The sequence below is a fragment of the Paenibacillus sp. FSL P2-0322 genome (assembly GCF_037975315.1).
Taxonomy (GTDB): domain Bacteria; phylum Bacillota; class Bacilli; order Paenibacillales; family Paenibacillaceae; genus Paenibacillus; species Paenibacillus polymyxa_B.
In genome coordinates this window covers 3,147,720-3,173,881 of the sequence record NZ_CP150243.1, presented here as the reverse complement: position 1 = coordinate 3,173,881, position 26,162 = coordinate 3,147,720, and the positions used below count along the sequence as shown (strand labels likewise).

Here is a 26,162-nt window from a genome sequence, read left to right as displayed (position 1 = left end):
TTAATATCATTTTTATCACTATAAGATAAATACTCATTTAAATTCATTTTTGGGGAGGTTTTTTCATGAAGGTATTAGTAGTAGGAGCTAATGGTCGAGTAGGTTCACATCTTGTTGATAAACTAGTTGAGAACGGACATTTTGTTTACGCAGGAACTAGAAGGGATAACCTCACAAGCAGTTCGAACAATGTTCGCTATGTTCATATAGATTTATTAGCGAGCCCTGAAGCAATAGCTGAGAATATGTATGATGCAGAAGCTATTTTCTTTGTAGCTGGTTCTAAAGGAAAAGATTTATTGAAGATTGACTTAAATGGTGCTGTTAAAGTGATGCGCGCTGCTGAGCACAAGAAAATAAAAAGATTTATCATGCTTAGTTCAGTTTTTGCCCTAAATCAAGACAAGTGGAATCAGTCTTTTCTAAAAGATTTAACAAATTATAATATTGCTAAACATTTTGCTGATCATTGGCTAATTAATAATACCAAGCTAGACTATACAATATTACAGCCTGGTGTTTTAAAAGAGGAGCCTGGATCTGGAAAAATAGATGTCAATATTGATTATCCTGGTGAAAATTCTATAGAAAATGTAGTGGATACGTTAGTTCAGAGTTTGCAAGACCCTAATACCATCGAAAAAGTCATCACAATGAGCGATGGTAAAACTCCTATATCAGATGCTTTGCGGAATTTATAAGAATAGCTTTTATATGTGCTAATTAAATAAAACGAGCCTGGGTTAGAAAACTTTATTATCGTTAAACGGACTATTTATAACTTAAGGGGGATTTAGGAAAAATGAGCAAAACAGCAATAAAAGATTACGATGAGATTATTAAAGTGGTGAATAAGTATATAGAAGGTCTTATTTCAGGGAACAAAGAAGTAGCAAAGCAAGCTTTTCATAAAGATGCAACTATGTACGGTTACAATACAACTGATGGCTTTCTAGGAGGACCTATTCAAAACTTATGGGACTTTATGGATAAAGCTGGTCCTGCAATGGATCTTAAATCAAGGGTTGATATTCTAGATGTTGAAGGAACGATTGCTTCTGTTCGTATAAGTTTAGAGAATGATGCATATGGCGAATCATACACTGATTTTCAGCAATTACTTAAACTAGACGGTGAATGGATCATTATTTCGAAGTTATTCCATCTGCATTCGTAAAAAGTAATTTCCAAATAGAATCATAAGCCTGTCTCAAAAATAGAGGACTGTCCACTGTTTTTGAGACAGGAATTAAAACCTTTTAAACAGTCAGATCGGTGATAATTATGGGTAAAAAAGCAGGACAAAACCAATGTAATGCGAATCCTAGACAAGAAGAAGATTACGTATAACTACTATTCCTACGACAGTACAAAGCTTAATTTTATTGATGTCACCATTTAGATGATTATTGGCTTGTCTAGTTAGTGTTAGCTAAAAATTACGGGTAACTTTAAACGTGGTAACATTCGGAACTTTCGGTCTATTAGCCTTTATAAATGTAAGAGTTTTCATAAAGGGTCCAGAAATAAAAAAGCCTGATATACAAGAGGGGATGGTGAGATAATCCTCTTTTTTCTTTTTATTGAACTAAAAGAAGGAAATTTACGGTATTCAAAGGTTTTAGAATATCTTATAATTTAAAAAACAGGTGTAGATTTGAAACAAAGTACCGTTTATAAAAAAGATGTACCGTTTTAATGAAAGTTATACCGTTTGCAAAAAAGTTACGATGCTTTACCCCTTTGGATAAGATTATCTAAGGGGTGTTTTTTAGTGAATTGAAAAGTACATCTGAATTAAAAGGTGAATTAAGGAACTGTTGAGTGACAACATAGTTGTTCCGTTAAAGGGCCAGATTGTGGAGCAAAACTTTTAAAGGGAATTGGATATTTAAATTAAAGTGTAGAAGCAAATAATTGTATAAAGAAATCCAATTAACTTCCTTAAATAACCATTTGTTTTATTTTCGAATTAATATATAATAATGCTAATTAATCTAATTTTATTTAAATTCTATGAAGAGAAAGAGCACGTTATTGTTTCTGTTCCAAAGAGAGCTGGTGTTTTGCTGAAAACCAGTGTTCAGATAATAACCGAAAATCATCTCTGAGAAGTAAAGCCGAATGTTTAGTAAGCTTTATCGGTATCCACCGTTACAAGGGACAACGTATGATTGTACGTTTGTAAAGGGTAATAAAGTGTTATTCAAACATTTTATTAAACAAGAGTGGTACCGCGAGTTTCAATCTCGTCTCTTACTGAGACGGGATTTTTTTTTTAGGATGTTTTTTTTACAATAAGAATTTAAGAAAAGCAGGTGAAGGCGTAATGAAGACGCTACTATTTGTAACAGATTTATATTATGAAGCAAAAGGAAGAAACTATTATGAAGAGGATTTATTTCTTACTTCTAAACTTAGAGAAGCCTTTAATTTGGTCATCTGTCATCCTGACGATATCGAAGCATTTGAAGATCATGCTGATTTAATTGTTTTCCGAAATGCAGGTCCAGTCGCAAATTTTAAAGACAAATATGAAGCGTTCCGCAACCGAATTGTTTCTAAACATTTAAACACATATAATTCGTTTGATGGGAAGGCTGATATGAACGGAAAAGAATATTTAATAGAACTAACAAATGCTCATTTTCCTGTTATTCCAACGATTGATACGCTTGATTCCCTAAATAAACTCCCTAATGTAGACACGTATATCGTAAAGCCGAAAGATGGAGCAGATTCTATCGGGATGGAATTTGTTACGAAAGATGAATTGAGTGAAAAAGTTAATTCAGAATCGAAAAATACATTGGTACAACCATTTATCAATTTTGAATATGAAGTCTCATTTTATTTTATCAACAAAGAATTTCAGTATGCTCTTTATGCACCGGATAAAGATAAAAGATGGGAATTGAAAGAGTATGTACCTACGGAAGAAGATTTAGCTTTTGCTAAACGTTTCATCGACTGGAATAATCTTGACTGGGGGATTCAACGAGTTGATGCCTGTCGAAGCGAACAAGGGGAGCTTTTATTAGTCGAATTAGAAGATTTAAATCCCTATCTTTCCTTATTAGAATTATCTGAAGAGACACGTCAGAATTTTGTAGAAGCAATGAAAAAATCATTACAAAAAGCTCTTCAGGTTTAAATTTTTACTGTTCTTATAGAACTATACCAGCTAATATAAGCATCTTAGTTATTCCATTATAGGGCGCGATTGTGGAGTATCAAAGGTAGAAAATGATCAAACTTTTTTATAAAACCGAAACTTAAATCTGTAGAATAAGAATCCATTTTGATCAATCTTTTTTTCAAAGTGGATTCTTATTATTTACCGTAAAAAATACGAGTTTGTGAGGTGTTTTTGATCAAACTTTATTTCAAAGCAACACTTTTATGAAATTTTTAGATTGATTGGAATTCTCTTATTCATATTTAATTTAAATGTCCCATATGGATTCACATGGTTATAAAATAAAGGTGTTAATCCTCTAAAGTCTTCGGGAGTCATCCTCTTTAACCAATACTGATTGTTATTATAGAGAATCTCTTGAACCATTAAAGTATTGATATAAACTAAGCAGTTTTGAAGCAATTGGAGCGATAATGCAGATACTTCTTGGTCTTCTAGAGAATTGAACCGAATTTCGCTATTCTTTCCATAAAAAATGTAATTGTTAACAGAATTCCAATGTTCAACGGTATTTAGTCCTTCATGGATTTCTCTACGAACTTCCTCAAAATGCAGATAATCACATAAGAAAATGGTTTTTATCGCTTTCCCTAACTCACATAAAGCTTGGTAAGTCGGGTGCTTCGTATCTCTCGTAAATCGCTTTAAAATAGCTTCTGCTGATGCAGTTCCTAACCGTAAAGCAGTCGCAAACTTAATGATTTGCTCATACTGTTGACGGATGAGATCCCAGTTAATGGGCCTACTTAATACAGGTTGTAAGTGAGGATATTCCTCATTCATTCCGGCTTCAGGACGATATAATTTTTGAGAGCCAATATTTTTGAAGCGTGGCATCAGCTTAAAATCAAGCAAATGACAAAAGGCAAAAGCAACGACACTTTGTCCATGCGTGTCTACATAATTTCGGTCTATTTCCATGTCTGTACAATGACGAAGAACACCCTCCATCATGGCTGCAACTTCGGAGGAAAGACAAGTTTTAAGCTGAGAATAGATACATGCTGACTTGCGATCTGTATGCCAATATATCATGACTCCATGTCTTTTATAACGAGGATGCCATTCAGTAAGAAGGTTTTGATCCCACGATCCAAAATGTTTTGAATCGGAAGCGCAGGCGGTAGTAGCTTCCCCCCACACCTCTTTTATTCGATGGTAAATGATTTGCTTGGTAACCTCTGCATTGGCTTTTCGCAAGTGATCTTTATGAATAAATTTATTACGGATATACTGAAGTTCACGATAGCTATCTTGGTTATTTCCAGCAGAGACAGCTTTTAAACCTGTATTTGTTCCCAATCCAAATAGACTGAGAAGTAGCCGACGTTGAATCGTTTCCTCATCTAAAATAGACCGGTCCGCTGTAGTTTTAAAGTGCTTGGTGAATCCAGTATGAAAGTCTGTTTCTTTTAATAAATCTAAGAGGTTGATATTGGACCAACGGTTTCTGATCTCCTGTTTAATCATAGACAAATGTGGAGGTTCGGGCTGCTTTTCTAGCGGGGTAACACGAATCCATCCCTTGTTATTTCTGCTGGTAATCGCAACTTTATCGTTGCTCTTATCTTCAAAGCCTTGGTTCAGTAAATAGAGCTTATCTTTCATCAGTTGTATAATGTCCGAAATAAAAGGCTCTACATCGAGTGGCGCTTTTAGCGCTTGGAAATATTCTTCTTTGTGTTCTTCAAAATCTTGGGGCAGGTCTTCATCAGGATTTCGATATCGGTCAGCGCCCTCAATCCAGATTTCCTTACACCGAAATCGCGTGCGAAGGGATTGTAAAACAGCAATCTCATAATTAATTCGGTTAACTCTCTCTATCCCCTTGCTATCTTCCTCAATAATGATATCCTTCCACTTAGGCTGAATGACTCCTTCAATAGGAACTTCGTCCCCAACTGCAAAAAAACGCTGACCACTTTCACTGTATTCTTGAATAAGTTGAAGAGCTTCAATGATAGGTTGATGGGATAGATTATTAGACTTAAACGTAAGGTTTTTTAGGATATCACAGAGAGCTCTCCTATAGTGCCCTCGATAGGAAGAGTGCATCTTTATATAAATTTTTTCTTTGTATTCTCGGTTGTTTCTTGTCATGTCTTTAATAATATCCCGAATGGTGGAAGAGCTTACGATTGGATATAAAGTATCTTGAATGATTCCATCTGGATGATCAACTGTTGCTTTTAATAAGTTGAGAATGTGTTTATTTTTCCCCTGTACTTTTTCTAACTCTGCCACTGTTTCATTACGGGTTGTATTCTTTGCTTTATTTCCAAACTTAAGCGTGATTTCATCTAACAAATCAGCTAAATAATCGATGATTTCAGCTTGGCGATGCCAAAATAAAATAGCAAGTAAGGTGTAGCGAATAGGCATTGGGTGTGCACGCAATTCTGTTACTGTCTCAGTAGCTGCACGAAGCCGATATTTCTTTATTAATTTTGGAGTCAAATGATGAAATAAACCATCTGGAATTTGAAGGTGTCGAATAGCCAATAATTTCTTAACTTCCATCTCCATTGTATTGACACTTGGTTTACGAGGGGAAGAAAGTAGGTGCCGAAAAGCTAAAATGTCCCTTTCCTCTTCATCAGATTCCCCCTTATCATGGGAGTCTAATAAAGAATCTAATCGAGCGCATGTCTTAGAAGATAATTGCTGATAGGTTTCTTGGTAGAAACCCTTTTCAAAGGTATCAATAGCAGAATCAATTATTCGGTTCAATCTCCCGGCAGAAGGTGGTTCAACTTTCCACTTGCGAAAAAGACTATATGCTTGGTTTTTTAAATAGTCTGTATCATGTGTAAATGGAACCTGTTCTACTAACCATTGTTCTAAACGTTCATTATCTTTACGGGTAAGTTCCTGAAAACCGAAGAAGTCTCGAATTTGCTTTCTATGGTAGGTGTAATTCCTTTCTTCAGCTCCCCAACGATATTGGTCGAATAGATCAGGAGACAGCTCGAGTTGCTTTGCAATATACTCAACAACAGGCCTTGGTATGTCACTTCTTTTGGTTGGGAATCTAGCCTCATGCTGAAAATACTTTAATAACACCGTAAAACCAAGACGGCTCGCACCAGTTTTGTTACCGATTAATTTACGCTCGATGTTAACCAAAATAAAATGTTCTAACAGCTCGTCTTCTGTCCAACTCCTCTTCATGTCTGTCTCTCCCTATATATGTAATATTTTTACCTATACTGTTAGTTTAGGTAAAAATAAACATTAAAAAGCCTTATTCGGCCTATATATTTTACATATTAATATCTACTTTGCGGTCTATGACAAGAACCCTGTGATCAAGCCTATTAGGCGTCATTTTCTGCTTCGAGAAATACGGAAATCAGGATACGGGCGTTGTTTTCACCCACGTTTTTGGCATAATGGGGGATAGCTGCCCTCCAGCTAAAGGAATCTCCTGCTTCCAAAGTAGCTGAATCCTCGCCTTGCTCCACGTATACCGTGCCCTCCAAGATAAAATGAATCTCATCCCCCGCATGAGCATGCTCCTCTTCTGTAGATGAGCCTGGCGGCATGTCCACCAGCATCATTTTAACGTTTCCTTGCCCCCCCAAATGATCGACCTGGAGGTTGTTTTTACCATATAACGTTTTACGACGCTCGTCCTTACGAATCACTTGCATCCGTTCCTCTTCTTTAAGAAGCAGAAAAGCAAGGGGAACCTTAAGCGCATTTGCGATACTGTCCAGTGTTGCGATGGAAGGGGAGGTTTTATTATTTTCTACTTGACTCATAAACCCTTGCGATAGTCCGGTTCGTTCACATATTTGCTGGATGGATAAATTTTTACGTTTACGAGCGGCGCGTATGTTGCATCCTATACCCATAGAGCGTTCCTCCTTTAAGGGAATATAATGTATACTAATTTATTATTTATCATACCAAATAATTTGTTGACAGACTACAGTTTCTTATGATAAATTCACACTACAAAATAATTATTTCTATTACTAATAATTCGAGTTTGATTCACACTAATGTGGTGCGGCAGAGATTCAGACAGTATTATTTTTTTAACCAAATTATTAGTAATATAAATTAATTATTCATATGCACTTGTATGAGTGTAATAAACAAACAGAATGGAGAGATAAACATGAGTTCAGCAAGCAAAAACATTTCTACAATTATGCGGGTGGCGCTGGGAATTTTGTTTTTGGCACACGGAATTGCTAAATTCCAAATGGGGTTGGGTAATGTAGCAGGCTGGTTTTCCAGCATTGGCGTTCCAGGATTTTTAGGTTATGTCGTTGCGGTGATTGAGTTGGTCGGTGGGATTGCATTGATTCTTGGATTGCTCACTCGCTATGTATCTGGGCTTTTGGTTATTGTTTTGATCGGCGCCATTTTTACAGCAAAATTGTCCGGCGGGTTGATGGGGAATGGTCAAGGCGCTGGCTATGAGCTGGATATTGCTTTTATTCTGGTAGCTCTTCATCTGGTATTTGCTCCAACGACTCGATTGTCTCTGGATTCTTTGTTCAGCCGTCGTGAGTCAACCAAACAATAATTTTTGATTAGCTTTAGTCCTCCAATCCATGTAGAAAGAGGGAAATCTCATGACAGCACATATTCATGACAACACCAAAATCGGGCAGGTTTCATTAAAGGTTAGTAACTTGGCGCGTTCTATTCAATTTTATACAGAGGTCGTTGGCTTTCAGCTGCTGCGTCAAACGGCGGATACCGCTGAATTGACTGTCGATGGGAAGCATGCGCTACTGATCCTTAACTATATTAAAAATGCAGTTATTCTGCCGCGTCAATCTGCTGCCGGGTTATATCACTTTGCTATTCTTCTCCCAAACCGTGTAGCTCTGGGCCTGTCTTTACATAATCTGCTGGCTCATGAGATTGAAATCGGACAGGGAGACCATGATGTAAGTGAAGCTCTATATATCCATGACCCTGATAATAACGGAATCGAAATCTATGCAGATCGTCCCCGTGATCAGTGGAAAAAGGATGCAAATGGATTTTACATGATGGGAACAGATCCCGTGGATGCAGAAGACTTGGTTGCGATTTCCGAAAATCTACCTTGGCAGGGACTACCGCAGGGAACGGTAATCGGGCACGTCCACTTCCATGTGTCTAATTTGCTCAAAGCACAGCAATTTTATTGCGATGTGCTTGGCTTTGACATTACGTGCCGGTATGGCTCTTCAGCCTTGTTCGTTTCCGCAGGTGGTTACCACCACCATATGGGCTTGAATATATGGGCAGGTGAAGGAGCACCACCAGCTCCAGAGCACGCTGCCGGATTGGATTATTTTGAATTGATCGTACCAGATCAGAAGGAACTGGATGCCATTGTCGCTCGTTTAGAGGCAGCAGGCTATGGAGTGCAAGAACGCGAGGGCGCCAAGTATGTAGCTGATCCGTTCCGCATTCAAATTAAACTGATTAACGGTCAAATCTCGTAACAAAGAAGGCACGTAACAAAAAAGGGTATTCCTATTAAGCCGTAAAGGCTGGGAATACCCTTTTTTCGTATACTTAGAACAAGCTCCAGTCCAAATCCCGAGACATCTTCTCCAGCAAGTGTACACCAGCTGTACTGTTGCCCATACGGTTCAGAGAAGGTCCAACCAGTCCAATGCCATATCGTCCGGGTACCATCGTCATAATACTGCCTGATACGCCGCTTTTGGCAGGTAGTCCGACTTGAATGGCGAATTCCCCTGAGGCGTCATACATGCCACATGTCGTCATAAATGTTTTGGCGATCTGTACATAGCGGCGGGGAATCAGCGGTATACCTGTCACTGGATCTCGACCATTGTAAGCTAATACAAGTCCCATACGAGCTAAATCAGCACAGTTCAATTTGACAGCACAATGTCTGAAATAAACTTCAAGCACATCCTCCACATGACCTCTTAAAATTCCTTTTTCCATTAGAAAATAAGCAAGGGAACGGTTCAAATGGCCTGTAGCTGATTCTGAATCGTAGACATCCTGATCATATTCCAATGTGTCATTGTGGGTAAGCAGACGGAAAAATTGGAGAACACGGGCAAATCTCTCTTCTGGACTGTTCCCGCGAATCAGAGAGGAGACTGCGATTGCTCCGGCGTTAATCAGTGGGTTAAACGGAATGCCCGGCTCAACTAGTTCTAGCTTTAGCATGGAATTAAAACGGTCTCCGGTAGGCTCCATACCCACCTTAGAGAAGACAACGTCCTCTCCATTATCCATCAAGGCCAGAATGAGCGTAAATACCTTTGAGATACTTTGCATCGTAAATTGGATTTCCGTATCCCCGGCCACTACGGTTTCACCCGCACCGTTCATTACAACAACACCCAGCGCGTCGGCTGGTGCTTTGGACAGTTCGGGAATATATGCTGCTACCTTGCCATGAATATACTCATGACGGCTTTGTTCTACCCATTCCGGCAGTTTGGTCTGTAATCTCTGCCACTCCGATGTCATTTCTTTTCCTCCAGTCAAGTAAGCAATCTGTGGTATTTTATTGTAGAGTAAGAAGTGATAGCTATACGCCTATTCTAAAGATATTTCTGGTCGAAAGACAAGTTTGAATTGAATTAGATAAAAGGAGGCAGTGACTTGTTGTTATCTCATAATGAACCGAATTTTGATGAAGACTACGATGAGGTTATTAAGGGTCGAAGACTTAGAGGTTTTGTACATAGTGTACTGGAGCAGGTTGCAGCCTTATCAGACAAAAATCCTGAATGGGCTAATCCTATATTAGAGCAGTGGGCAAATGATGTGGAAACGAGCCGAAATGAGCGTCTGGAGCATGAGCGCACCCGGGAGAGGCATGTGCATCTATTGTTTTCTCAGTCTGCCGCAGGCTCGATGAAGGGAGGACTTTCGGGTGCAGGATTGCGGCTTGAGAGTATCGTGCTGTCTTTTAATGATCAGTTTTCCATAGGACCATTGTGGAGGCTGGAAACATTAGAAGGACAAGAAAACCGTCACGGCTGGTTGGCTGAACGGATGATGCATTATGAGTTTTTCCATTACGCCAATTGGGAGCACCGTATTGAACAGATGATGGTTACCCTAAGTGAAATTCCAGATGAGAAGTCGATCACGATTTGGTGTGGCTCTAATGCTGACGAGCAGGTCGGATTACGCTTTGTATTATATCTCTTGCGCAAAAGAGCTACACCTATTCGGGTCATTAATGTCACGGATACATTGGAGCGGGAGCCGGATGATCATTTATATAATGAGAGTCCATTCCCTTTATCCATGGGCGTGGTGCATTCGAAAGAAATCGAACGGTTCATTAAGCGAAGTGAAGATGAACTTTATGTGGTGTGTATGGAAGACCGACGTCGATACGAACGGGAGTGGTTGGAGCTTAGCGAGCAAGATAGTGTCCTGAGATTATGGGACAATGACCGTATTGTCCATGTGCCGGAGGATTATTTGGATCAGGCCTTGCTGGATATGATTAGCAAGATACAGTTAGCGGATAATCTGGGATTTGTGAACACCGGAAAAATAATAGGTCAAGCTTTAACGCAGTGGTCGCAGCCAAGAAGCGATACTTTTTTGGAATACCGGATTCAATATTTGATCGCCCATGGCAAACTTGATTTTCAGGGGATGCCGGGAATGATGAATCGTTATGCTGTGAGAATAAAGGAGTAAAGCAAAAAGTGATCAAATAAAAACTGCCGATGGGATCGGCAGTTTAGTTTAAAGACCTTCTGATGTATCAGGTTGATTCATCAGAAGGTTATTTTGCTATGTACTTGGAATCAATAGTAGCTGCTTGAATTCAATGAACTTATGATAGCAGGCAACAGAGCAACAGCCATAATGATATAGATCACGATTACAATAGCGGCCCAAAGAAGGCCTGCTTTAGCATAGTTAGCTTTGCTCGGATTAGTCGAGCCGCTAAATGCCCACACAAACAGCATAATAAGTCCAACTACCGGTATAGCCATCAAAAGTAAACTGATCATCCACTCCTTGAATGATACAGGAGGCGGGTAAACAGGGGCTGGCCTGGATGGTGCTCCTTGCTGAATGTTTTGCGGGTTAAACTGGTTAGTCAATTAGATCTTCTCCCTACGTGTTTAGTATGTTGTATTTCCTATATTGACCAAAACATCATACATGATATGACAATAAGCAACAAGTAAAATTCAGTAAACAGTCTAATAGTACTATCAAACGATGAAAAATAGGTCTATACACCCTATTGACGAAGCGCTTTTTATATATTATTGTATTGATATTAACATTTTGTTTTTATCAACTTATTCAAATTAAAAATTACATAAAGCATTCGTCACTTTTGAATCAAAAGCGACAAATGACTCATATATGAACAGGTAGGTGACGCAAGTGACAGATGGATCGAAACATAATCACAGTGGCTTGACGGAAGAGGAGTTCTTGGCCCTGTATGATGCGAATGAATATGAGCGCCCATCCGTAACGGTAGATATGCTGCTATTTACGGTAATGGATCAGCTCCAACAAAATTACCGGAAGCTGCCGGAGAAGACCCTTCAGCTTCTTTTGATCCAAAGAGGGGAGCATCCCTATATAGGGCAATGGGCGTTGCCGGGTGGTTTTGTAGGTATAGATGAAAGTCTGGAAGAGGCTGCACGACGCGAGCTTAAAACGGAAACGAATGTGGATCAGATTTATATGGAGCAGCTATATACTTGGGGAGATGTGGCACGTGATCCTCGTATGCGGGTAATTAGCTGCGCTTACATGGCATTGGTGGACCACGATTCCTTGGAGGTACAGGCGGGGGATGATGCCGCTGATGCCCAATGGTTTGAGCTGGATTACAGCGTAGCTCAGGAGACGCGGACGAAGCAGCCGGAAGGTTACACATGGGAACAAGACATTGATATCACATTGAAGCATGGGGACATCCATCTATCAGCCAAAGTAAAAATAACTGAAATTCTTAAGGGAAGAACCATTGAAATCAAGCGAGAGGTGCTGGAGTCACAAGGAATTGCTTTTGATCATGCCAAAATTATTGCGTACGGTATAGAGCGTCTGCGCAGCAAAATAGAATACACAGATATCGCGTTTCACCTGATGCCAGCTCTATTTACACTGAGTGAGCTTCAGCAGGTGTATGAAATTATTCTAGGTAAGGAGCTGTTGGCCGCAGCTTTTCGTCGCAAAATAGCTGATCTCGTGGAAGAAACCAATGAGTATAGAAAGGCGGCTGGACATCGTCCGTCCAAGTTATACCGATTTAAGCCTCGGTCGCGTTTTATGTAGCATAAGGAATATGAAATGAGGAATCTTCATGGAAAAGTTTACATTTTTTTATCGCAGTCATTCGCCATTTTCGCAATGGTATCCTTCTGATTTTGTCGTGGATGGATTGGAGTTTAACTGTGCCGAGCAATATATGATGTTGAAAAAAGCACAGCTTTTTGGGGATGAAGAGGCGGCCTTGAAAATTATGCAAGCCCCTACCCCAAGGGAGCAAAAAGCCCGGGGCCGCAGTGTGCGCGGATTTGACCAATCCTTGTGGGAGGCCAATTGCCGGCAATTTGTATATGACGGTAATTACGCCAAGTTTACACAAAATCCGAATTTGCTCAAGCACCTGCTTAAAACGAAAGGAACCACTCTGGTTGAGGCTAGTCCGACCGACACCATTTGGGGTGTAGGCTTAGCTGAGAGCGATGCTCGTATACGGAACCGCAAGCTATGGCGTGGCACGAACTGGCTAGGAGAAATATTGACAAATTTACGTGAGGATGTATTGCAAAAGGAGGAATAGTCATCATGAAAAATACAATGAATTCCCGGAGCAACCGGGATGCCCGATCGCATATGGCGCAGGAAACACTATCCATTTTGGAACATGGGAATTATACGAATATCAAACTGGTTCAAGTAAATATGACAAAAGAGATAGGAAATGCGGTCACAGGCTCGAAGTTATATACACCTTCTCAGCTGGTAGCTGTAAAACAAGAGGCAGAGCAAAGAATAAAAAGTATATTGGGGCCTTCTTCCCGTATAGACGAACAGACGATCATTGCAAAATTGGAAATTACGGGAGAAAGCACGTTACAGGCGGCATACAGACTCCAGGTAGAGGAGAAGCTGGCCCACGTGGCGTGTTTGAATTTTGCATCAGCCAAAAACCCGGGAGGTGGATTTCTCGGAGGTAGCCAGGCTCAAGAAGAAAGCTTGGCTCGTTCGTCAGCGTTGTATCCTTGCATTTCACAAATGGAAGAGATGTATGGACATAATCGGAAGCTGCGGAGCTGTTTTTATTCAGATTATATGATTTATTCGCCTGAAGTTCCGGTATTTCGGGATGATCAGGGGACATTGTTGGAGAAGCCGTATCAAGTCGATTTCCTGACCGCACCTGCTGTAAATGCTGGAGTTGTGCGAGAACGGGAACCAGAGCAGGTGAATCGGATTGGTGAAGTGATGCTGGAGCGGATTCGTTACATTCTTGGAATGGCTAAGCAAAACGGCGTAGAACATCTTGTGCTGGGAGCCTATGGTTGCGGAGTATTCCGCAATAAGCCGGAAGAGGTTGCCCTCTGGTTCAAGCAAGTACTTGTAGATGAAGGATATGGCTTGTTGTTTGACCGGATTGTTTTTGCAGTGTTGGATCATAAAGCAGAGCAGCGTACTTTAAACAGCTTTAAAAATGCTCTATCCTGAAGCTTGAGCTGTGCATAAAAACTGTTTACTATAATATCTCATGAAAAAGGAAGGTGCTGAATGAATCCATCTTCGAATATAACCTGGCATGTGTCCGATGTTGATAAGCAAGCGCGTCAGCTTTTGAATGGACATAAAAGTCCGGTGCTTTGGTTTACTGGCCTGTCTGGTTCGGGAAAATCAACGGTATCCTCCACACTTGAAAAAGCGTTATACGCACGAGGCATACACACGTTTATTTTGGATGGGGATAATGTTCGGCACGGTTTAAATCGGAATCTAGGTTTCCTGCCCGCTGACCGTAAAGAAAATATCCGCCGTATTGCTGAAGTTGCAAAGCTAATGGCACATGCGGGTGTTCTAACGATTTGCGCCACCATTTCCCCTTATCGTGAAGATCGTGAAATGGTAAAGGACATTTTACAGCAGGAAGGTTGCTATGAGATTTATATACAGTGCAGCTTGGAGGAATGTGAGCGACGCGATCCAAAAGGAATGTACAAGAAAGCACGTGCCGGAGAAATTCATCATTTTACGGGGATTGATGCTCCCTATGAAGTACCGCTGGAACCGGATTTAATCGTATCGACTGAAGGTCGGGAGGTAATTCAGTCGGTTCAGGACATCTTGGATTTTCTTGATAGGAAGCAGCTGCTTTTATGATTTTATGATGAATTCTAGATGAATATTGTCTGAAAGCCTCCATGGCAAAACTTCGAGAAGCGATCTAAGTAATCATTACAGAACGTGAAAATTGAAGCATACCTATTAGTAAATAAATACAATACTGCATATACGGCAAGCCTTATGGGGCTTGCTTTTTTGTTTATGATTTTAAACTAATTCTAAATCCTAGATTATAATAATTATAAAAAAGTATTGATTTTTGTTTGTGCACAATTTATAGTGAAAGGCACATAGTCAACCAATTCATTCAAGAGGTGATGTCAATCATGAGTAACCAACCAACGAACCTGACTACAAGCTGGGGCGCTCCTGTTGGAGATAATCAAAATTCGATCACAGCAGGCTCACGGGGTCCCGCACTAATTCAGGATGTGCATCTGCTGGAGAAATTGGCGCATTTTAACCGGGAGCGTGTGCCGGAACGTGTCGTTCATGCAAAAGGTGCAGGGGCGCACGGATATTTTGAAGTCACTAATGATTTGTCTGCATTTACAAAAGCAAGCTTCTTGTCTGAGGTGGGCAAGCGTACACCGATGTTTATTCGCTTTTCGACTGTGGCGGGTGAGCTGGGCTCGTCCGATACTGTACGCGACCCGCGTGGTTTTGCGGTGAAGTTTTATACAGAAGAAGGCAACTATGATCTCGTGGGCAATAATACACCTGTGTTTTTTATTCGGGATGCCATTAAATTTCCTGACTTTATTCATACGCAAAAACGTCATCCCCAAACTCATCTGAAAAACCCGAATGCGGTCTGGGATTTCTGGTCCTTATCTCCTGAATCGCTGCATCAGGTAAGTATCCTTATGTCTGACCGCGGTATTCCAGCTACACTTAGACATATGCATGGTTTCGGTAGTCACACGTTCAAGTGGGTCAACGCCGAAGGACAGGCAGTATGGGTGAAATATCATTTTAAAACGGAGCAAGGTGTGCAAAATCTTGATGTGGATTTGGCTGCGAAAATTGCCGGTGAAAATCCGGATTATCATACAGAAGACTTGTTTAATGCCATCAAAAAAGGTGATTTTCCTGCATGGAAACTTCATGTGCAGATTATGCCGGTAGAAGATGCAGATACGTACCGCTTTGATCCATTTGATGTGACAAAAGTATGGTCTCAAAAGGATTATCCGCTGATTGAGGTTGGGCGCATGGTGCTGAATCGCAATCCTGAGAACTACTTTGCTGAGGTAGAGCAGGCGACATTCTCTCCGGGTTCATTTGTTCCTGGAATTGAAGCATCCCCGGATAAAATGCTGCAAGGACGCCTGTTTGCCTACGGCGACGCACATCGCTACCGTGTAGGTGCAAATCATAATTCGTTGCCGATCAACCGTCCGCATGCAGAAGTACACAACTACCAACGCGATGGTGCATTACGCAGTGACAGCAATGGCGGAGGATCTGTTTATTACGAGCCTAATAGTCTCGGTGGACCCAAAGAATCACCTGCGCACAAAATTGCTCCTTTTGAAGTGTCTGGCGAAGCGCAAAGTGTAGCCTACGATCATCATGATCACTACACACAGCCAGGCGACCTGTACCGCTTGCTCAGTGAAGAAGAGCGTGCACGTCTGGTCCGAAACATCGTAAATGCGATGAAGCCCGTAGAAAGTGATGAAATCAAACTGCGTCAGATCGGTCATTTTTATAAAGCTGATCCTGAATATGGACGTCGTGTAGCCGAAGGTTTGGGCTTGACCGTTCCTCAAGGCGAGTAGAGGTATCTGCAAACTCTAACCTGAAAGCCGTATGAATATATAATAAAAGGATGTCCCAACACCACGTACATGGTGGATGGGACATCCTTTGTTTTTGAGAGCGATGTAAATCAGGTGCTGCTATATCCTCTGCAAGCGAGGTAAATAGATTACAAGAAACAGTGACCGTCCTAGTGCAAATACGATAAAGGATAGCCAAAGTCCGTGATTCCCATAATGGGGAACGCACCAGAAGAGAGCGATCAAAAAGCAGAGCAATGAGATCAGCATCGAATTACGGATCGGATACGTTACCGTCATCCCCGTAAACACACCGTAGAATACCAGTCCCAGTCCGGCTGCCAGCGGAAAGACCACAAGCCATCCATTATAAGGGCCTGTAAGACTAATCACTGTGGCATTATCCGTAAATAGTGAGATAAGCGGCTCTTTCAGTGCGAAATACAATCCTCCCGTCACTACGCTGGTCACCAGTGTCCAGAACCAGGACAAGTGAATAACTTTTTGTAGCATTTTACGATCCCCGGCACCCCGAGCCTGACCCGTCATGATGCTACTGGCGTTGGCGAACCCATCAAAAAAGTAAGCCATAATATAATGGATCTGCAACAAAATAGCGTTCGCCGCCAACTGATCGGTTCCAAAGCTCGCACTGCGCGCCGTAAACAGATTAAACATCGTCAGCAGACAGGCTGTACGGATCATAAGATCAAGGTTTGTTGCCATGACACTTTTCAACTCTGAAGCTCCAAACCAACCTCGCCAATTCATCTGTCCGCTTTGCTTCCATTCTTTCCAAATCGATGAGCGGAACACCAGGACCAGACCCAATACACATGCAAGAATTTCTGCAATCAGAGTAGCGCTTGCCACACCAGTGACATTCCAATGCATGATCTGTGTAAATACAATAGCTAATACCATATTGATTACGTTCATTGAAATTTGCAAAAATAATGTAGCCTTCACACGGGACAATCCCATCAGCCAGCCGAGCAGCACATAGTTCACCAATGTTAGAGGTGCTCCCCAAATACGAATGTTAAAATAAATCGCTGCCTGCGCCGCCACATCCTGCGCCGGATGAATTAGCTGGAGAGAAGCCAGCAGAATTGGCTTTTGTAACACAACGAATACCGCACCAATGAGTAAAGCAATGGCCAGTGGGCGCATGAGAGCAGCTATGCCCTGGTCGTTATTTTGTGCCCCTGCGGCTTGTGCCGTGAAAGCTGATGTGCTGACTCGCAGAAAGCCAAACAACCAATATAAAGTATTAAAAATAAGAGTGCCCACCGCTACACCGCCTAAATACGCGGAATGGCTTAAATGACCGATTACAGCTGTATCCACCGCACCGAGCAGCGGGGTTGTAATCGTCGAAATAATTAAAGGGATAGCTAAAGCAAGATAGGCTCGGTGGGAAGGCAACATGTTGAAAAAACCTCCAGTAATGATTGTGTATAGGGATGGCGATCCGAATGAAATAATGCTTCTTTGGGAAAATGCTCAAGCACACTGCCTTCTTTCATGACCATGATTCGATCACTCATAAAGTGCACAGCCGCCAGATCATGTGAGATAAACAGATAAGCCAGTCCTAGCTCATCCTGCAAATCTTTGAGCAGATTCAAAATGGTGGCTTGTGTGGTCACATCCAGACTTGCTGTTGGCTCGTCCAATACGATAAAATCCGGCTCTGTGCTGATGGCACGTGCGATGGTTACACGCTGCTTTTCCCCACCGCTGAGCTGATGTGGAAACTTGTCCAGATAGCTGGCTGGAAGCTTTACCATCTCAAGCAAATGTTCTGCTGTATCCCGACGTTCTGAGGACTTACCCGCCATAAAGGAAGGAACATAGTACTTAAGCTGGTCCAGTGGCTCCAGCAGGGATTGCAGGATGGTTAGTCTGGGATTCAAAGCCGCGGATGGATGTTGAAATACTGCACCCAGCCTGCTGCGAATCCGTTTTAATTCGCTCCGCTTTAGCCCACGGATAGACTGTCCATCCAGTCTAAGCTCACCTTGATCAAACGGGTCCAATGTCAAAATACAGCGAGCGAGTGTGCTTTTCCCACTGCCGCTTTCCCCGACGATAGCCAGACATTCTCGGGGGGAGATCGACAGAGCAACATCTTGCAGCACCGTTTTACCTCCAGCGTAAGCCTTCGTCAAACCGGAGACGGTCACGACAGCATTAGACGTGTCTTGCTGCTGAGCGTAGGCGGCTTGATTATTCATGTAAAGCGCTCCTTTCCAATGCGTTCTGTTCTTCAGTGCTGTTGTAAGGCAAACGTGCTGGAGCGCCCGGAGACAGGGGCGGAATAGCCGCCAGTAGACGACGAGTATACGGGTGGGCCGGATGGTTCAGCACCGCTTGCGTTTCACCAGTTTCAACCAGTGAACCTTCGCGCATCACTGCGATTCGATCTGCATACTTGCGTACATGACGCAGGTCATGAGTGATCCACAAGACGGAAATACCCGTCTCCGTCCGGATTTGGTCAATGAGCTGAAGCACCCGATGAGCTGTGAGCGTATCCAGCGCAGTTGTAGGCTCGTCGGCAATAAGCAACTTCGGCTCCAGTAGTAGTGCAGCCGCAATAGCTGCCCGTTGCAATTGACCGCCGCTGAGCTGAAACGGATAGCTGCGGTACACGCGCTCGGCGGGAAGCTGTACGCGCTCCAGCACCTCGATACAGCGTTGCTTACGTGCCTTGCGATCTTGTTTGCCGTGGGCGCGCATCAGCTCGTCCAGTTGGCTGCCCACACGCAGAAAGGGGGTGAAAGCCCCGTGGTAGTCTTGAAAAATGTAAGATATTTCACTACCAAGCAAAGAACGTCTTTGTTTAGCGGATAGATCCAGCAAATTCTTGTCCTTCCACGCAATAATTCCTTCCGCTGTAACAGAAGAGGGGAGGAGGCCGCCGATAGCGAACGCCGTCATGCTTTTGCCGCTACCGCTTTCGCCGGCAAGAGCACACCATTCCCCCGGACGAATGGCAAGCTTCAGTTGCTCTACAATCGTTTTTACATTTGTCCGAATCGTTAAGCCTTCAATAGTCAGCATGTGCCAGTTCACTCCTCTGTCCGGGTTTTAACATCATAACGGTCGCGCAGTTTGTCTCCTAATACATTCGCCAGTAGCACTGTTAGCACGACAGCTATCCCTGGAACAAGCATCAGATGGGGAGCCATTTGAAAATACGCTCGTCCTTCATTCAGCATCGTACCCCATTCAGGAATTGGCGGCTGTGGACCTAAGCCCAAAAAAGATAGGGAGGCAATCATTAAAATGATTTTGCCGATATCCAGCGTAGCCAGCACAAGAACATTCCCAATTGCATGGGGGAGAATATGCCGCATGACAATCCGCAGGGAGGAGGTACCCGCCAGTATGGATAACGAAATGTAATCCTTTTGCTTTTCAGCCAGAACGGTACTACGCACCAGGCGTGCATAACCAACCCATTTTACCGCAGTCACCGCGAAAATAAGATTTACTAAGCCTGGTCCGAGCAAACCGCTCAGTACAATGGCAAAAATATAATCAGGTAATGTCATGAAGGCATCGACCACCCGTTTGAATACACGATCCATCCAGCCTCCAATAAACCCTGAAAGCAGACCAAGAGGGACCCCGACAACAAGCGAAACGACCAAAATCAATAGACTGGTTCCGACAGTCGTCCGAAGTCCAGCTATCACTCTCGATAGTACATCTCTGCCCAAATGATCTGTTCCCAGCCAGTGTGTAGCGCTGATCGATTGTAGTCGATTCCCCATCTGGATACGATACGGATCTTGCGGAGCAAGAAACGGAACGACTGTAATTGCTGCAAGAATGAGCAGGATGGAGAGCGACACGATCCATGTATTGGACAATCGCGTTCTGGTGAGCTGCCTGTTTTCCGCATGTACGGATTTTATCATGATAAACGTTTCTCCTTCAAAGCGATTTCAGGATTGACCCAACGGTAGGACAGCTCTACCAAAATATTGATACATACAATGAATGCAGCCATAAATACGGTATAGCCCTGAATAATGGGGTAATCCCTTGCTGCAATGGCATCCACAATCCATTTGCCCAGCCCTGGATAGGCGAATAGCACTTCAATCACGACTGTGCCTCCCAGTAGGCTGCCTATACTCTCACTGAATACCGTAATGAGTGGAACTAGACTGTGACGGAGCATATGTCTGAAAAAAATGCGGATGGGGCTGATTCCACGCGCTTGCGCCGCTTTGATAAAGTCTTGCCCCGAGCTTTCAATCAGACTTGCGCGGATCATTCGTACATAAACGGCCGCCATTGCCAATCCCAAGGTAAGAGAAGGCAGTACCAAATGAAAAGCGGTTCCTTCACCCATAGACGGCAAAATGCGCAATTTAACTGCAAACCATTCAATAAACAAAAGCCCCAGCCAAAAGCTGGGAATCGAGGAGCCAATTAAGGCAAACACACGACTGGCTCTGTCAATCCAGCGGTTACGGTAGAGCGCCGCCATCGTTCCCAACGGGAGAGCTATTAGCAGCATAATGAACAGAGACCCTCCGGTCAGCAGCAGTGTATAAGGCAGTTTTTCCATAAACTCTGTGAATACTGGACGATGGGTTAAATAAGATTGTCCAAAATCAAACTGAAGCAACTGAACCAACCACTTACCATATTGCACAGGTAATGGTTGATCCAGCCCCAGTTGGCTGCGCATATCCATAATTTGCTGATTGGACACAGCTACATCGTCGACTCGGAGAATGCTCCGGACGGGATCGCCCGGAACAAGCTTAAGCAGACAGAAGCTCACAAAGGAAAGAATAAGAAAGAACAAAACCAGTTCAAGAAACTTTTTGGCGATGGATTTAAACATGCTAGTTCACATCCAGGTCCTGGGTCAGCAAGTAGTATTCACTTTGGCTAGTTACCCAGTTATGTACGTAATCGCGATAGGCCACTACGTTGTTTGGATGGACCAGAAAGGATTGCAGATTTTCTTGGTCAATCAGCGTGACAGCCTTCAGCGCCAGCTTGTTGCGTTCTTCCTCATTCACGGTGGTGTTCAGCTGTGAAATCATACCCGTGAGTTCCGGTACATGCACACGCCCATAATTCAGTGCTCCTTCAGGCATGTAAGCCGCATTCAGAAAATAGCTTGCATCGCCGCGCGGGGCTGTAATGCTACTATAAGTCGCTAAATCCCAATCCTGATGAGCGGCAAGATATTCGTCAATATTATCAACCTGACGGATATCAATCGTAATGCCAAGTTCTTTAGCGTTAGCCTGAATAAGCTGAGAGATGAGTGGAAGCTCCGCTCTCGACTGGTAAGTTAGCAATGTAAGATGAAGCGGCTTGCCGTCGGGGTTCGCAACTTTACCGTTCTGTACTGTATATCCAGCTTGCTTGAAGCCTTCTCGGGCAGCATTCAAATCAAACTGTTTCGTAATATATTCCGGTGAAAAAGGAAAGTCGGACAAGAACGGGCCTTGAGCAGGGGTTCCCTGACCAGACATGATACCACTGGCGATCTCATCCCGGTTGATCAGGTTATCAAATGCTTTACGAACAGCCGTCTTTTTCAGATCGTTATTGTTCATATTGTAAATAAGCTGATGCGTTCGCAAACTAGGAAGCGAGTCAACCTTAACGGTAGAATCAGCTTTCAATAGCTCCAGACTTTCAATTGGCGGGCGATACACAATATCAGCAGTTTTGGCTTGAAAAGCAAGCTGACGTGCATTGGCGTCTTCGTTAAACATGAATTTAGCATGTTTCAACTTTACTTCACCGTTCCAATATTGTTCATTGCGATCTAAATTCAGTTCACTTCCAGCACGGAAGCTGGCGACCTTGAACGGTCCCGTCCCTGATGGGAAGTCATCTGTAACTGTGGTGTCTATAATAGCGGTATTCGGATGAACCAGCTCGGACACAAATTCCGGGAAAGGCTTGTCTGTCGTAATGGTCAAAATCTGTCCATCCGCATGAATATCACGGATATGTAGCGCATTTTTGACCGATGGATTGAGCTTTAGCGATCTTTCCAAGGAGGCTTTGACAGCAGCGGCATTGACGGCTTTACCGCTGTGGAAGTTCACACCTGATCGGATGTTGAAGGTCCAGTGCTGTCCGTCCTTGCTGTCCCATTTATCTGCAAGCCAAGCTTCCAGCTTAAGATCCTTGTTCACTTTGATCAGTGTTTCACTTACTCCAGCACGAACAGCTGTGTAATTTACATCTGAATGAGGATCTATAGAAGGGCTTTGCACATTGAACAATAAGGTGACACTTTTATCTTGTGGTGCAGCAGATGGAGAGGGTGAAGCTGACGGAGATGAAGCGCAGGCTGCCATCATCACCGCAATCACCGCAGGTATAAATAGTTTAAAATACGAACACTTAAACAACAGGGAATCCTCCTTAATAGTAATCGTAATTTTTACGCTTTAATTCATAAATCATATCGTAACCAAATGAAGGAGCTTTGTAAATATGTAATTGATGAATGTGTATGTAAATTCATATGAAAAAAGGCTGCATAACCAATAGTGAGATGGTTAGCAGCCTTTAAGTATATTTAGATATTTTTAATTTGGGATGGAAAAAAATTTATGAATTAATGCATGGGTGCTTTGGCAGTGCCATGTTCAACATGAACTCTGCGGATGAAAAACGCAAGGATCAAACCGACCACACTGATGATCATCGCAAAGAAAAATGAATTTTGTGATCCGATTGCCATGGCATTAGCCATTTCATTTACGGATTCAGGCATACTGGATTGGCTCAAATAGCTGTCCATGCCTTTCGAGAGAATGCTTACCGCTACGGCTGTACCGATAGCACCAGCAACTTGTTGGAGCGTGCTCATAATGGCCGTTCCGTCTGGGTATAGATCCATAGGGAGCTGGTTAAGGCCGTTTGTCTGAGCTGGCATCATAATCATGGAAATGCCGATCATCAAGCAACTATGAAGCACAATAATGAGTACGAGAGTTGAAGTTGTTGTAATGCCGGACAGGAAAAACAAAACAGCGGCCACAATCACAAGGCCTGGAATAACAAGCCATTTGGGACCAAATTTATCGAATAGGGAGCCCATAATGGGAGACAAGAGACCGTTGATAATCCCACCAGGCAGAAGTACCAAACCTGCTGTTAGAGCAGACAGAGCCAGCCCTTTTTGCAAAAAGAGTGGAAGAATCAGCATCGTAGAAAGGATCGTCATCATACATAGGAATACCATAATAACGCCGATAACGAACATTGGATATTTAAACACACGCAAATTCAACATTGGCTGCTTCATTTTCAATTGACGTACAGAGAACAGTATCAACGATACCAGACCGACGATCACAGGAAGCAGAACCATCGGGCTAGCCCAACCTTCGCCACCTTCTCCGGATTTACTGAAACCAAACACGACACCGCCGAAGCCAATGGAAGACAGGAGGATAGATAAAAGATCAATTTTGGGCTTGGTCGTTTTTGAAACGTTTTGCATAAATAAAATACCGCAAATCAGCGAGAGAACCAAAAACGGAAGAGAAATCCAGAAGATCCAGTGCCAAGACAGATTTTGCAGTACCAGTCCTGCAATGGTAGGTCCCACCGCAGGTGCAAACATAATTACCAATCCGATGATCCCCATAGCCGCGCCTCTCTTTTCAGCCGGGAAAATGATCAAGATGGTGTTAAACATCAACGGCAATAACAGCGCTGTACCAATGGCCTGAAGAATACGAGCGATCAATAGCACTGAAAAAGTAGGTGAAAGTGCAGCAACGAGGCAACCAGCTATTGAGAACAGCAACGATGTAACAAACAGCTGTCTTGTCGTAAAGGTTTGAATCAGCAATCCCGATACAGGTACTAAAATACCGAGTGTCAGCAGGTAAGCGGTCGTCAGCCATTGGGCTGTTGCAGTTGTAATATGCAAAATCTGCATCAAATCATTCAGTGCAATGTTAAGTGCCGTTTCACTGAACATTCCAATAAAGCCACTAAGGAGCAGGGCAATCATAATAGGTAGCACCTTGAACGTTTTGGGTTCAGAGGGTGAACTCGTTTGACTCTTTGTACTCATGTTGTTTTTGTTCCTCCAATAAATTAATGGGTATTGAATTATAACGATCGGTCTATATATAATAAACATGTTGTTATTTTTTTGTCAAAGTAAATTATAAATAATATATAATGAAGGATGCTGTATATGGCTGCTAAACCTGAATCATACGAGAATATCGTACAAACTGCATCGAAGCTCTTTTTTCATCAGGGGTATCACGCAACTGGACTGAATCAGATTCTTGCGGAGAGTGGATCACCGAAGGGCTCACTTTATTATTATTTTCCGCGTGGTAAAGAAGAATTAGCTTTGGAGTGCATAAGAAGAGGGAATGAATTTATTAAGCAAAAATTAAAACAGACACTGGACGAAAACGATAATCCTGTACTAGCCATTCAGAATTTTATTCGTAATACAGCTGAGGAGGCAGACCGTACCGGCTTTAACGACTTCATGCCGATTGGCTTCTGGGCTGCTGCGGAAACTTCCTGTATTAGCGAATCGCTACGTCATGCTTGTGTGAATACATTTGCAGATTGGCAGCGCATTTATATGGAACGTCTTCAGAAATCGGGCTGGACAGAAGAAAAGGCACACAGTCTGGCGGTACTTATCATTTCGATGCTCGAAGGTGCATTAATTTTGGCTGTTACGCAACAGAGCAGTGCTCCTATTTATAATATCGTGGATTACATTCCACAGTTGGTCAAATAATCCTGTCTCTTCGATTTTCAATAGCTCCTAATGAGCTCCAACAAGCAACTTTAAAAAGCCGATGTTCTCGTTTTTGAGAACTTGGCTTTTTAGTGGTTCTGAGACGTAATTTTACTCACATTACCAGCACCAAATGATGAAAAGTATGGTAAAATGGAATGAATTTGATTTTGATTTTGCACGAAAGGAAGGGTGATAGCAAATGGCAAAAGCGAAGGTAGCCAAACGGCCTACTCGGGATGAATTTGTACTGGAGGAAATCGGGAATCAGCTTGTAGAAGCACAACGTGAGCAATCCGAAATCGTATTGACCGTATGGGGACGCCAAGAAACAACCCGCGGACAGATCGTTAAAATGGACCCGAGAACGGGAAAGGTTCATGTGGAGAGTAATGGAGAAACAGAAAAAGTTCCTTTTATGGATATTATGAGTGTAAATTACCCGAGAGATTAGTTGTTGTGATTACATAAATATAGCAGAAAGGGACGAAAAGAATGACAAAGTTAGGGTCTCCCTTACTGCTGTGGGAAAGTAACAATTTACAATTCGCGTATACAAAAACAACCGAGTGGTTTAGAGCCATCGGTTGTTTTTGTATACTGCTGCATGAGTGGGAAGAGAAAGCCGCGTTATTGTGTTGGCACTTTCCCTTGTACATGCTTATGTAGCTTTTATCGGGCTGGTATGACTGGCACGTGCTTCGGCTTTCTTAAGCACCTTACGATCAAAAATGAAGGGGCCAAACGGCAACAGCGATGCAATCAAGGCTGCAAGACTTTGCAGTAGCGTTATTTTCCGCAGAATCAGCATGACCACAGTAGCTATGACATAAGCCACGAACAGTACCCCATGGATCATACCCACCCAGCTTACCATTTGCGGCATTCCAGCTGCGTATTTAAGCGGCATAGCGATACACACAAGCAGTAGATATGAAATCGCTTCAATATTACCAATGACACCAAACATCTTAAAGGCATTTTTGAACATAATACACCTCCTTCTCCTATTGCTTAAAATTTAATATATCCTATAATGCAATGTTATTAAACGGTAGAAAGTTACGATATATCG

General features: G+C 42.6%; 25 protein-coding genes and 1 other annotated feature. Of the genes, 13 read left to right on the top strand and 12 right to left on the bottom strand.

All coding sequences use genetic code 11. The features are described from left to right. Positions 1–65 precede the first annotated feature (65 nt). The 3 genes from MKY24_RS13705 (at position 66) to MKY24_RS13695 (ending at position 3,154) form a co-directional block, all read left to right on the top strand. A complete protein-coding gene (locus MKY24_RS13705; RefSeq protein ID WP_071558682.1) occupies positions 66–701 on the top strand; it encodes an NAD(P)H-binding protein in 636 nt (211 codons plus the stop codon). Positions 702–802: 101 nt separating this feature from the next. Further along, positions 803–1,177 carry a nuclear transport factor 2 family protein gene (locus MKY24_RS13700; protein ID WP_023988865.1) on the top strand — a complete coding sequence of 125 codons (375 nt, stop codon included), beginning with the start codon at positions 803–805 and terminating at the stop codon, positions 1,175–1,177. An 830-nt stretch (positions 1,178–2,007) separates the two neighbouring features. Further along, positions 2,008–2,260: a binding site (T-box leader), on the top strand. Positions 2,261–2,329: 69 nt separating this feature from the next. Further along, positions 2,330–3,154, top strand: coding sequence for a hypothetical protein (locus MKY24_RS13695; RefSeq protein WP_339200199.1), 825 nt, complete (start codon positions 2,330–2,332; stop codon positions 3,152–3,154). A 246-nt stretch (positions 3,155–3,400) separates the two neighbouring features. Here the strand turns inward: MKY24_RS13695 and MKY24_RS13690 are convergent, their stop codons facing one another. Continuing rightward, a complete protein-coding gene (locus MKY24_RS13690; RefSeq protein WP_339200198.1) occupies positions 3,401–6,370 on the bottom strand; it encodes a Tn3 family transposase in 2,970 nt (989 codons plus the stop codon). 146 nt (positions 6,371–6,516) lie between these two features. Then, positions 6,517–7,056, bottom strand: a complete 540-nt coding sequence (locus MKY24_RS13685) for a cupin domain-containing protein (RefSeq protein WP_023988862.1) — start codon at positions 7,054–7,056, stop codon at positions 6,517–6,519. A 269-nt stretch (positions 7,057–7,325) separates the two neighbouring features. Here MKY24_RS13685 and MKY24_RS13680 point away from each other — a divergent pair, with 269 nt between their 5' ends. Continuing rightward, on the top strand, positions 7,326–7,739 hold the full coding sequence (locus tag MKY24_RS13680; protein ID WP_013310427.1) for a DoxX family protein: 414 nt from the start codon (positions 7,326–7,328) through the stop codon (positions 7,737–7,739). A 49-nt stretch (positions 7,740–7,788) separates the two neighbouring features. Beyond that, positions 7,789–8,655, top strand: a complete 867-nt coding sequence (locus MKY24_RS13675) for a VOC family protein (RefSeq protein WP_339200197.1) — start codon at positions 7,789–7,791, stop codon at positions 8,653–8,655. Positions 8,656–8,728: 73 nt separating this feature from the next. Here the strand turns inward: MKY24_RS13675 and glsA are convergent, their stop codons facing one another. Next, entirely contained in the window at positions 8,729–9,667 is a 939-nt protein-coding gene (glsA, locus tag MKY24_RS13670; protein ID WP_339200196.1) for a glutaminase A, read from the bottom strand. Positions 9,668–9,802: 135 nt separating this feature from the next. Here glsA and MKY24_RS13665 point away from each other — a divergent pair, with 135 nt between their 5' ends. Then, on the top strand, positions 9,803–10,861 hold the full coding sequence (locus MKY24_RS13665) for a DUF1835 domain-containing protein (RefSeq protein WP_028541639.1): 1,059 nt from the start codon (positions 9,803–9,805) through the stop codon (positions 10,859–10,861). Between the two features lie 110 nt (positions 10,862–10,971). Here the strand turns inward: MKY24_RS13665 and MKY24_RS13660 are convergent, their stop codons facing one another. Further along, positions 10,972–11,163 carry a hypothetical protein gene (locus MKY24_RS13660; RefSeq protein WP_233903721.1) on the bottom strand — a complete coding sequence of 64 codons (192 nt, stop codon included), beginning with the start codon at positions 11,161–11,163 and terminating at the stop codon, positions 10,972–10,974. Between the two features lie 403 nt (positions 11,164–11,566). Between MKY24_RS13660 and MKY24_RS13655 the strand changes: the two genes are divergently transcribed. The 5 genes from MKY24_RS13655 to katA all read left to right on the top strand — a co-directional run bounded on the left by MKY24_RS13655 (position 11,567) and on the right by katA (position 16,299). Then, positions 11,567–12,472: an NUDIX domain-containing protein gene (locus tag MKY24_RS13655; protein WP_053325541.1), complete on the top strand. Its 906-nt coding sequence runs from the start codon at positions 11,567–11,569 to the stop codon at positions 12,470–12,472. Positions 12,473–12,500: 28 nt separating this feature from the next. Continuing rightward, complete coding sequence (locus MKY24_RS13650; protein ID WP_023988856.1) at positions 12,501–12,983, top strand: NADAR family protein; 483 nt, start codon at positions 12,501–12,503, stop codon at positions 12,981–12,983. A 5-nt stretch (positions 12,984–12,988) separates the two neighbouring features. Then, positions 12,989–13,888: a TIGR02452 family protein gene (locus tag MKY24_RS13645; protein ID WP_023988855.1), complete on the top strand. Its 900-nt coding sequence runs from the start codon at positions 12,989–12,991 to the stop codon at positions 13,886–13,888. A gap of 60 nt (positions 13,889–13,948) precedes the next feature. Further along, positions 13,949–14,551, top strand: coding sequence for an adenylyl-sulfate kinase (cysC, locus tag MKY24_RS13640; protein ID WP_068938777.1), 603 nt, complete (start codon positions 13,949–13,951; stop codon positions 14,549–14,551). 290 nt (positions 14,552–14,841) lie between these two features. Beyond that, the gene (gene katA / locus MKY24_RS13635) at positions 14,842–16,299 is read left to right on the top strand and encodes a catalase KatA (protein WP_028541635.1); all 1,458 of its coding nucleotides are present in this window, start codon (positions 14,842–14,844) and stop codon (positions 16,297–16,299) included. A gap of 120 nt (positions 16,300–16,419) precedes the next feature. Here the strand turns inward: katA and MKY24_RS13630 are convergent, their stop codons facing one another. The 7 genes from MKY24_RS13630 to MKY24_RS13600 all read right to left on the bottom strand — a co-directional run bounded on the left by MKY24_RS13630 (position 16,420) and on the right by MKY24_RS13600 (position 24,391). Next, the gene (locus MKY24_RS13630) at positions 16,420–17,730 is read right to left on the bottom strand and encodes an MATE family efflux transporter (protein ID WP_339200195.1); all 1,311 of its coding nucleotides are present in this window, start codon (positions 17,728–17,730) and stop codon (positions 16,420–16,422) included. Then, the gene (locus MKY24_RS13625) at positions 17,697–18,539 is read right to left on the bottom strand and encodes a dipeptide/oligopeptide/nickel ABC transporter ATP-binding protein (protein ID WP_339200194.1); all 843 of its coding nucleotides are present in this window, start codon (positions 18,537–18,539) and stop codon (positions 17,697–17,699) included. Before MKY24_RS13625 ends, MKY24_RS13630 begins: the two co-directional genes overlap by 34 nt. Then, positions 18,532–19,368, bottom strand: a complete 837-nt coding sequence (locus MKY24_RS13620; RefSeq protein ID WP_025722771.1) for an ABC transporter ATP-binding protein — start codon at positions 19,366–19,368, stop codon at positions 18,532–18,534. Before MKY24_RS13620 ends, MKY24_RS13625 begins: the two co-directional genes overlap by 8 nt. A gap of 8 nt (positions 19,369–19,376) precedes the next feature. Further along, entirely contained in the window at positions 19,377–20,231 is an 855-nt protein-coding gene (gene nikC, locus MKY24_RS13615; RefSeq protein ID WP_339200193.1) for a nickel transporter permease, read from the bottom strand. Next, complete coding sequence (nikB, locus tag MKY24_RS13610; RefSeq protein ID WP_023988849.1) at positions 20,228–21,172, bottom strand: nickel ABC transporter permease; 945 nt, start codon at positions 21,170–21,172, stop codon at positions 20,228–20,230. The genes nikC and nikB overlap by 4 nt, the downstream gene beginning before the upstream one ends. A 1-nt stretch (position 21,173) precedes the next feature. Next, positions 21,174–22,709 carry a nickel ABC transporter substrate-binding protein gene (nikA, locus tag MKY24_RS13605; protein ID WP_339200192.1) on the bottom strand — a complete coding sequence of 512 codons (1,536 nt, stop codon included), beginning with the start codon at positions 22,707–22,709 and terminating at the stop codon, positions 21,174–21,176. Between the two features lie 209 nt (positions 22,710–22,918). Beyond that, entirely contained in the window at positions 22,919–24,391 is a 1,473-nt protein-coding gene (locus MKY24_RS13600) for a DHA2 family efflux MFS transporter permease subunit (protein ID WP_071558684.1), read from the bottom strand. Between the two features lie 126 nt (positions 24,392–24,517). On the opposite strand from MKY24_RS13600, the gene MKY24_RS13595 reads away from it, so the two are divergent. Then, positions 24,518–25,087, top strand: coding sequence for a TetR/AcrR family transcriptional regulator (locus tag MKY24_RS13595; protein ID WP_023988846.1), 570 nt, complete (start codon positions 24,518–24,520; stop codon positions 25,085–25,087). 202 nt (positions 25,088–25,289) lie between these two features. After that, positions 25,290–25,541 carry a YolD-like family protein gene (locus MKY24_RS13590; protein ID WP_023988845.1) on the top strand — a complete coding sequence of 84 codons (252 nt, stop codon included), beginning with the start codon at positions 25,290–25,292 and terminating at the stop codon, positions 25,539–25,541. 207 nt (positions 25,542–25,748) lie between these two features. Here MKY24_RS13590 and MKY24_RS13585 read toward each other — a convergent pair whose 3' ends face one another. Beyond that, entirely contained in the window at positions 25,749–26,078 is a 330-nt protein-coding gene (locus MKY24_RS13585; protein WP_023988844.1) for a DUF3817 domain-containing protein, read from the bottom strand. Positions 26,079–26,162: the final 84 nt, after the last annotated feature.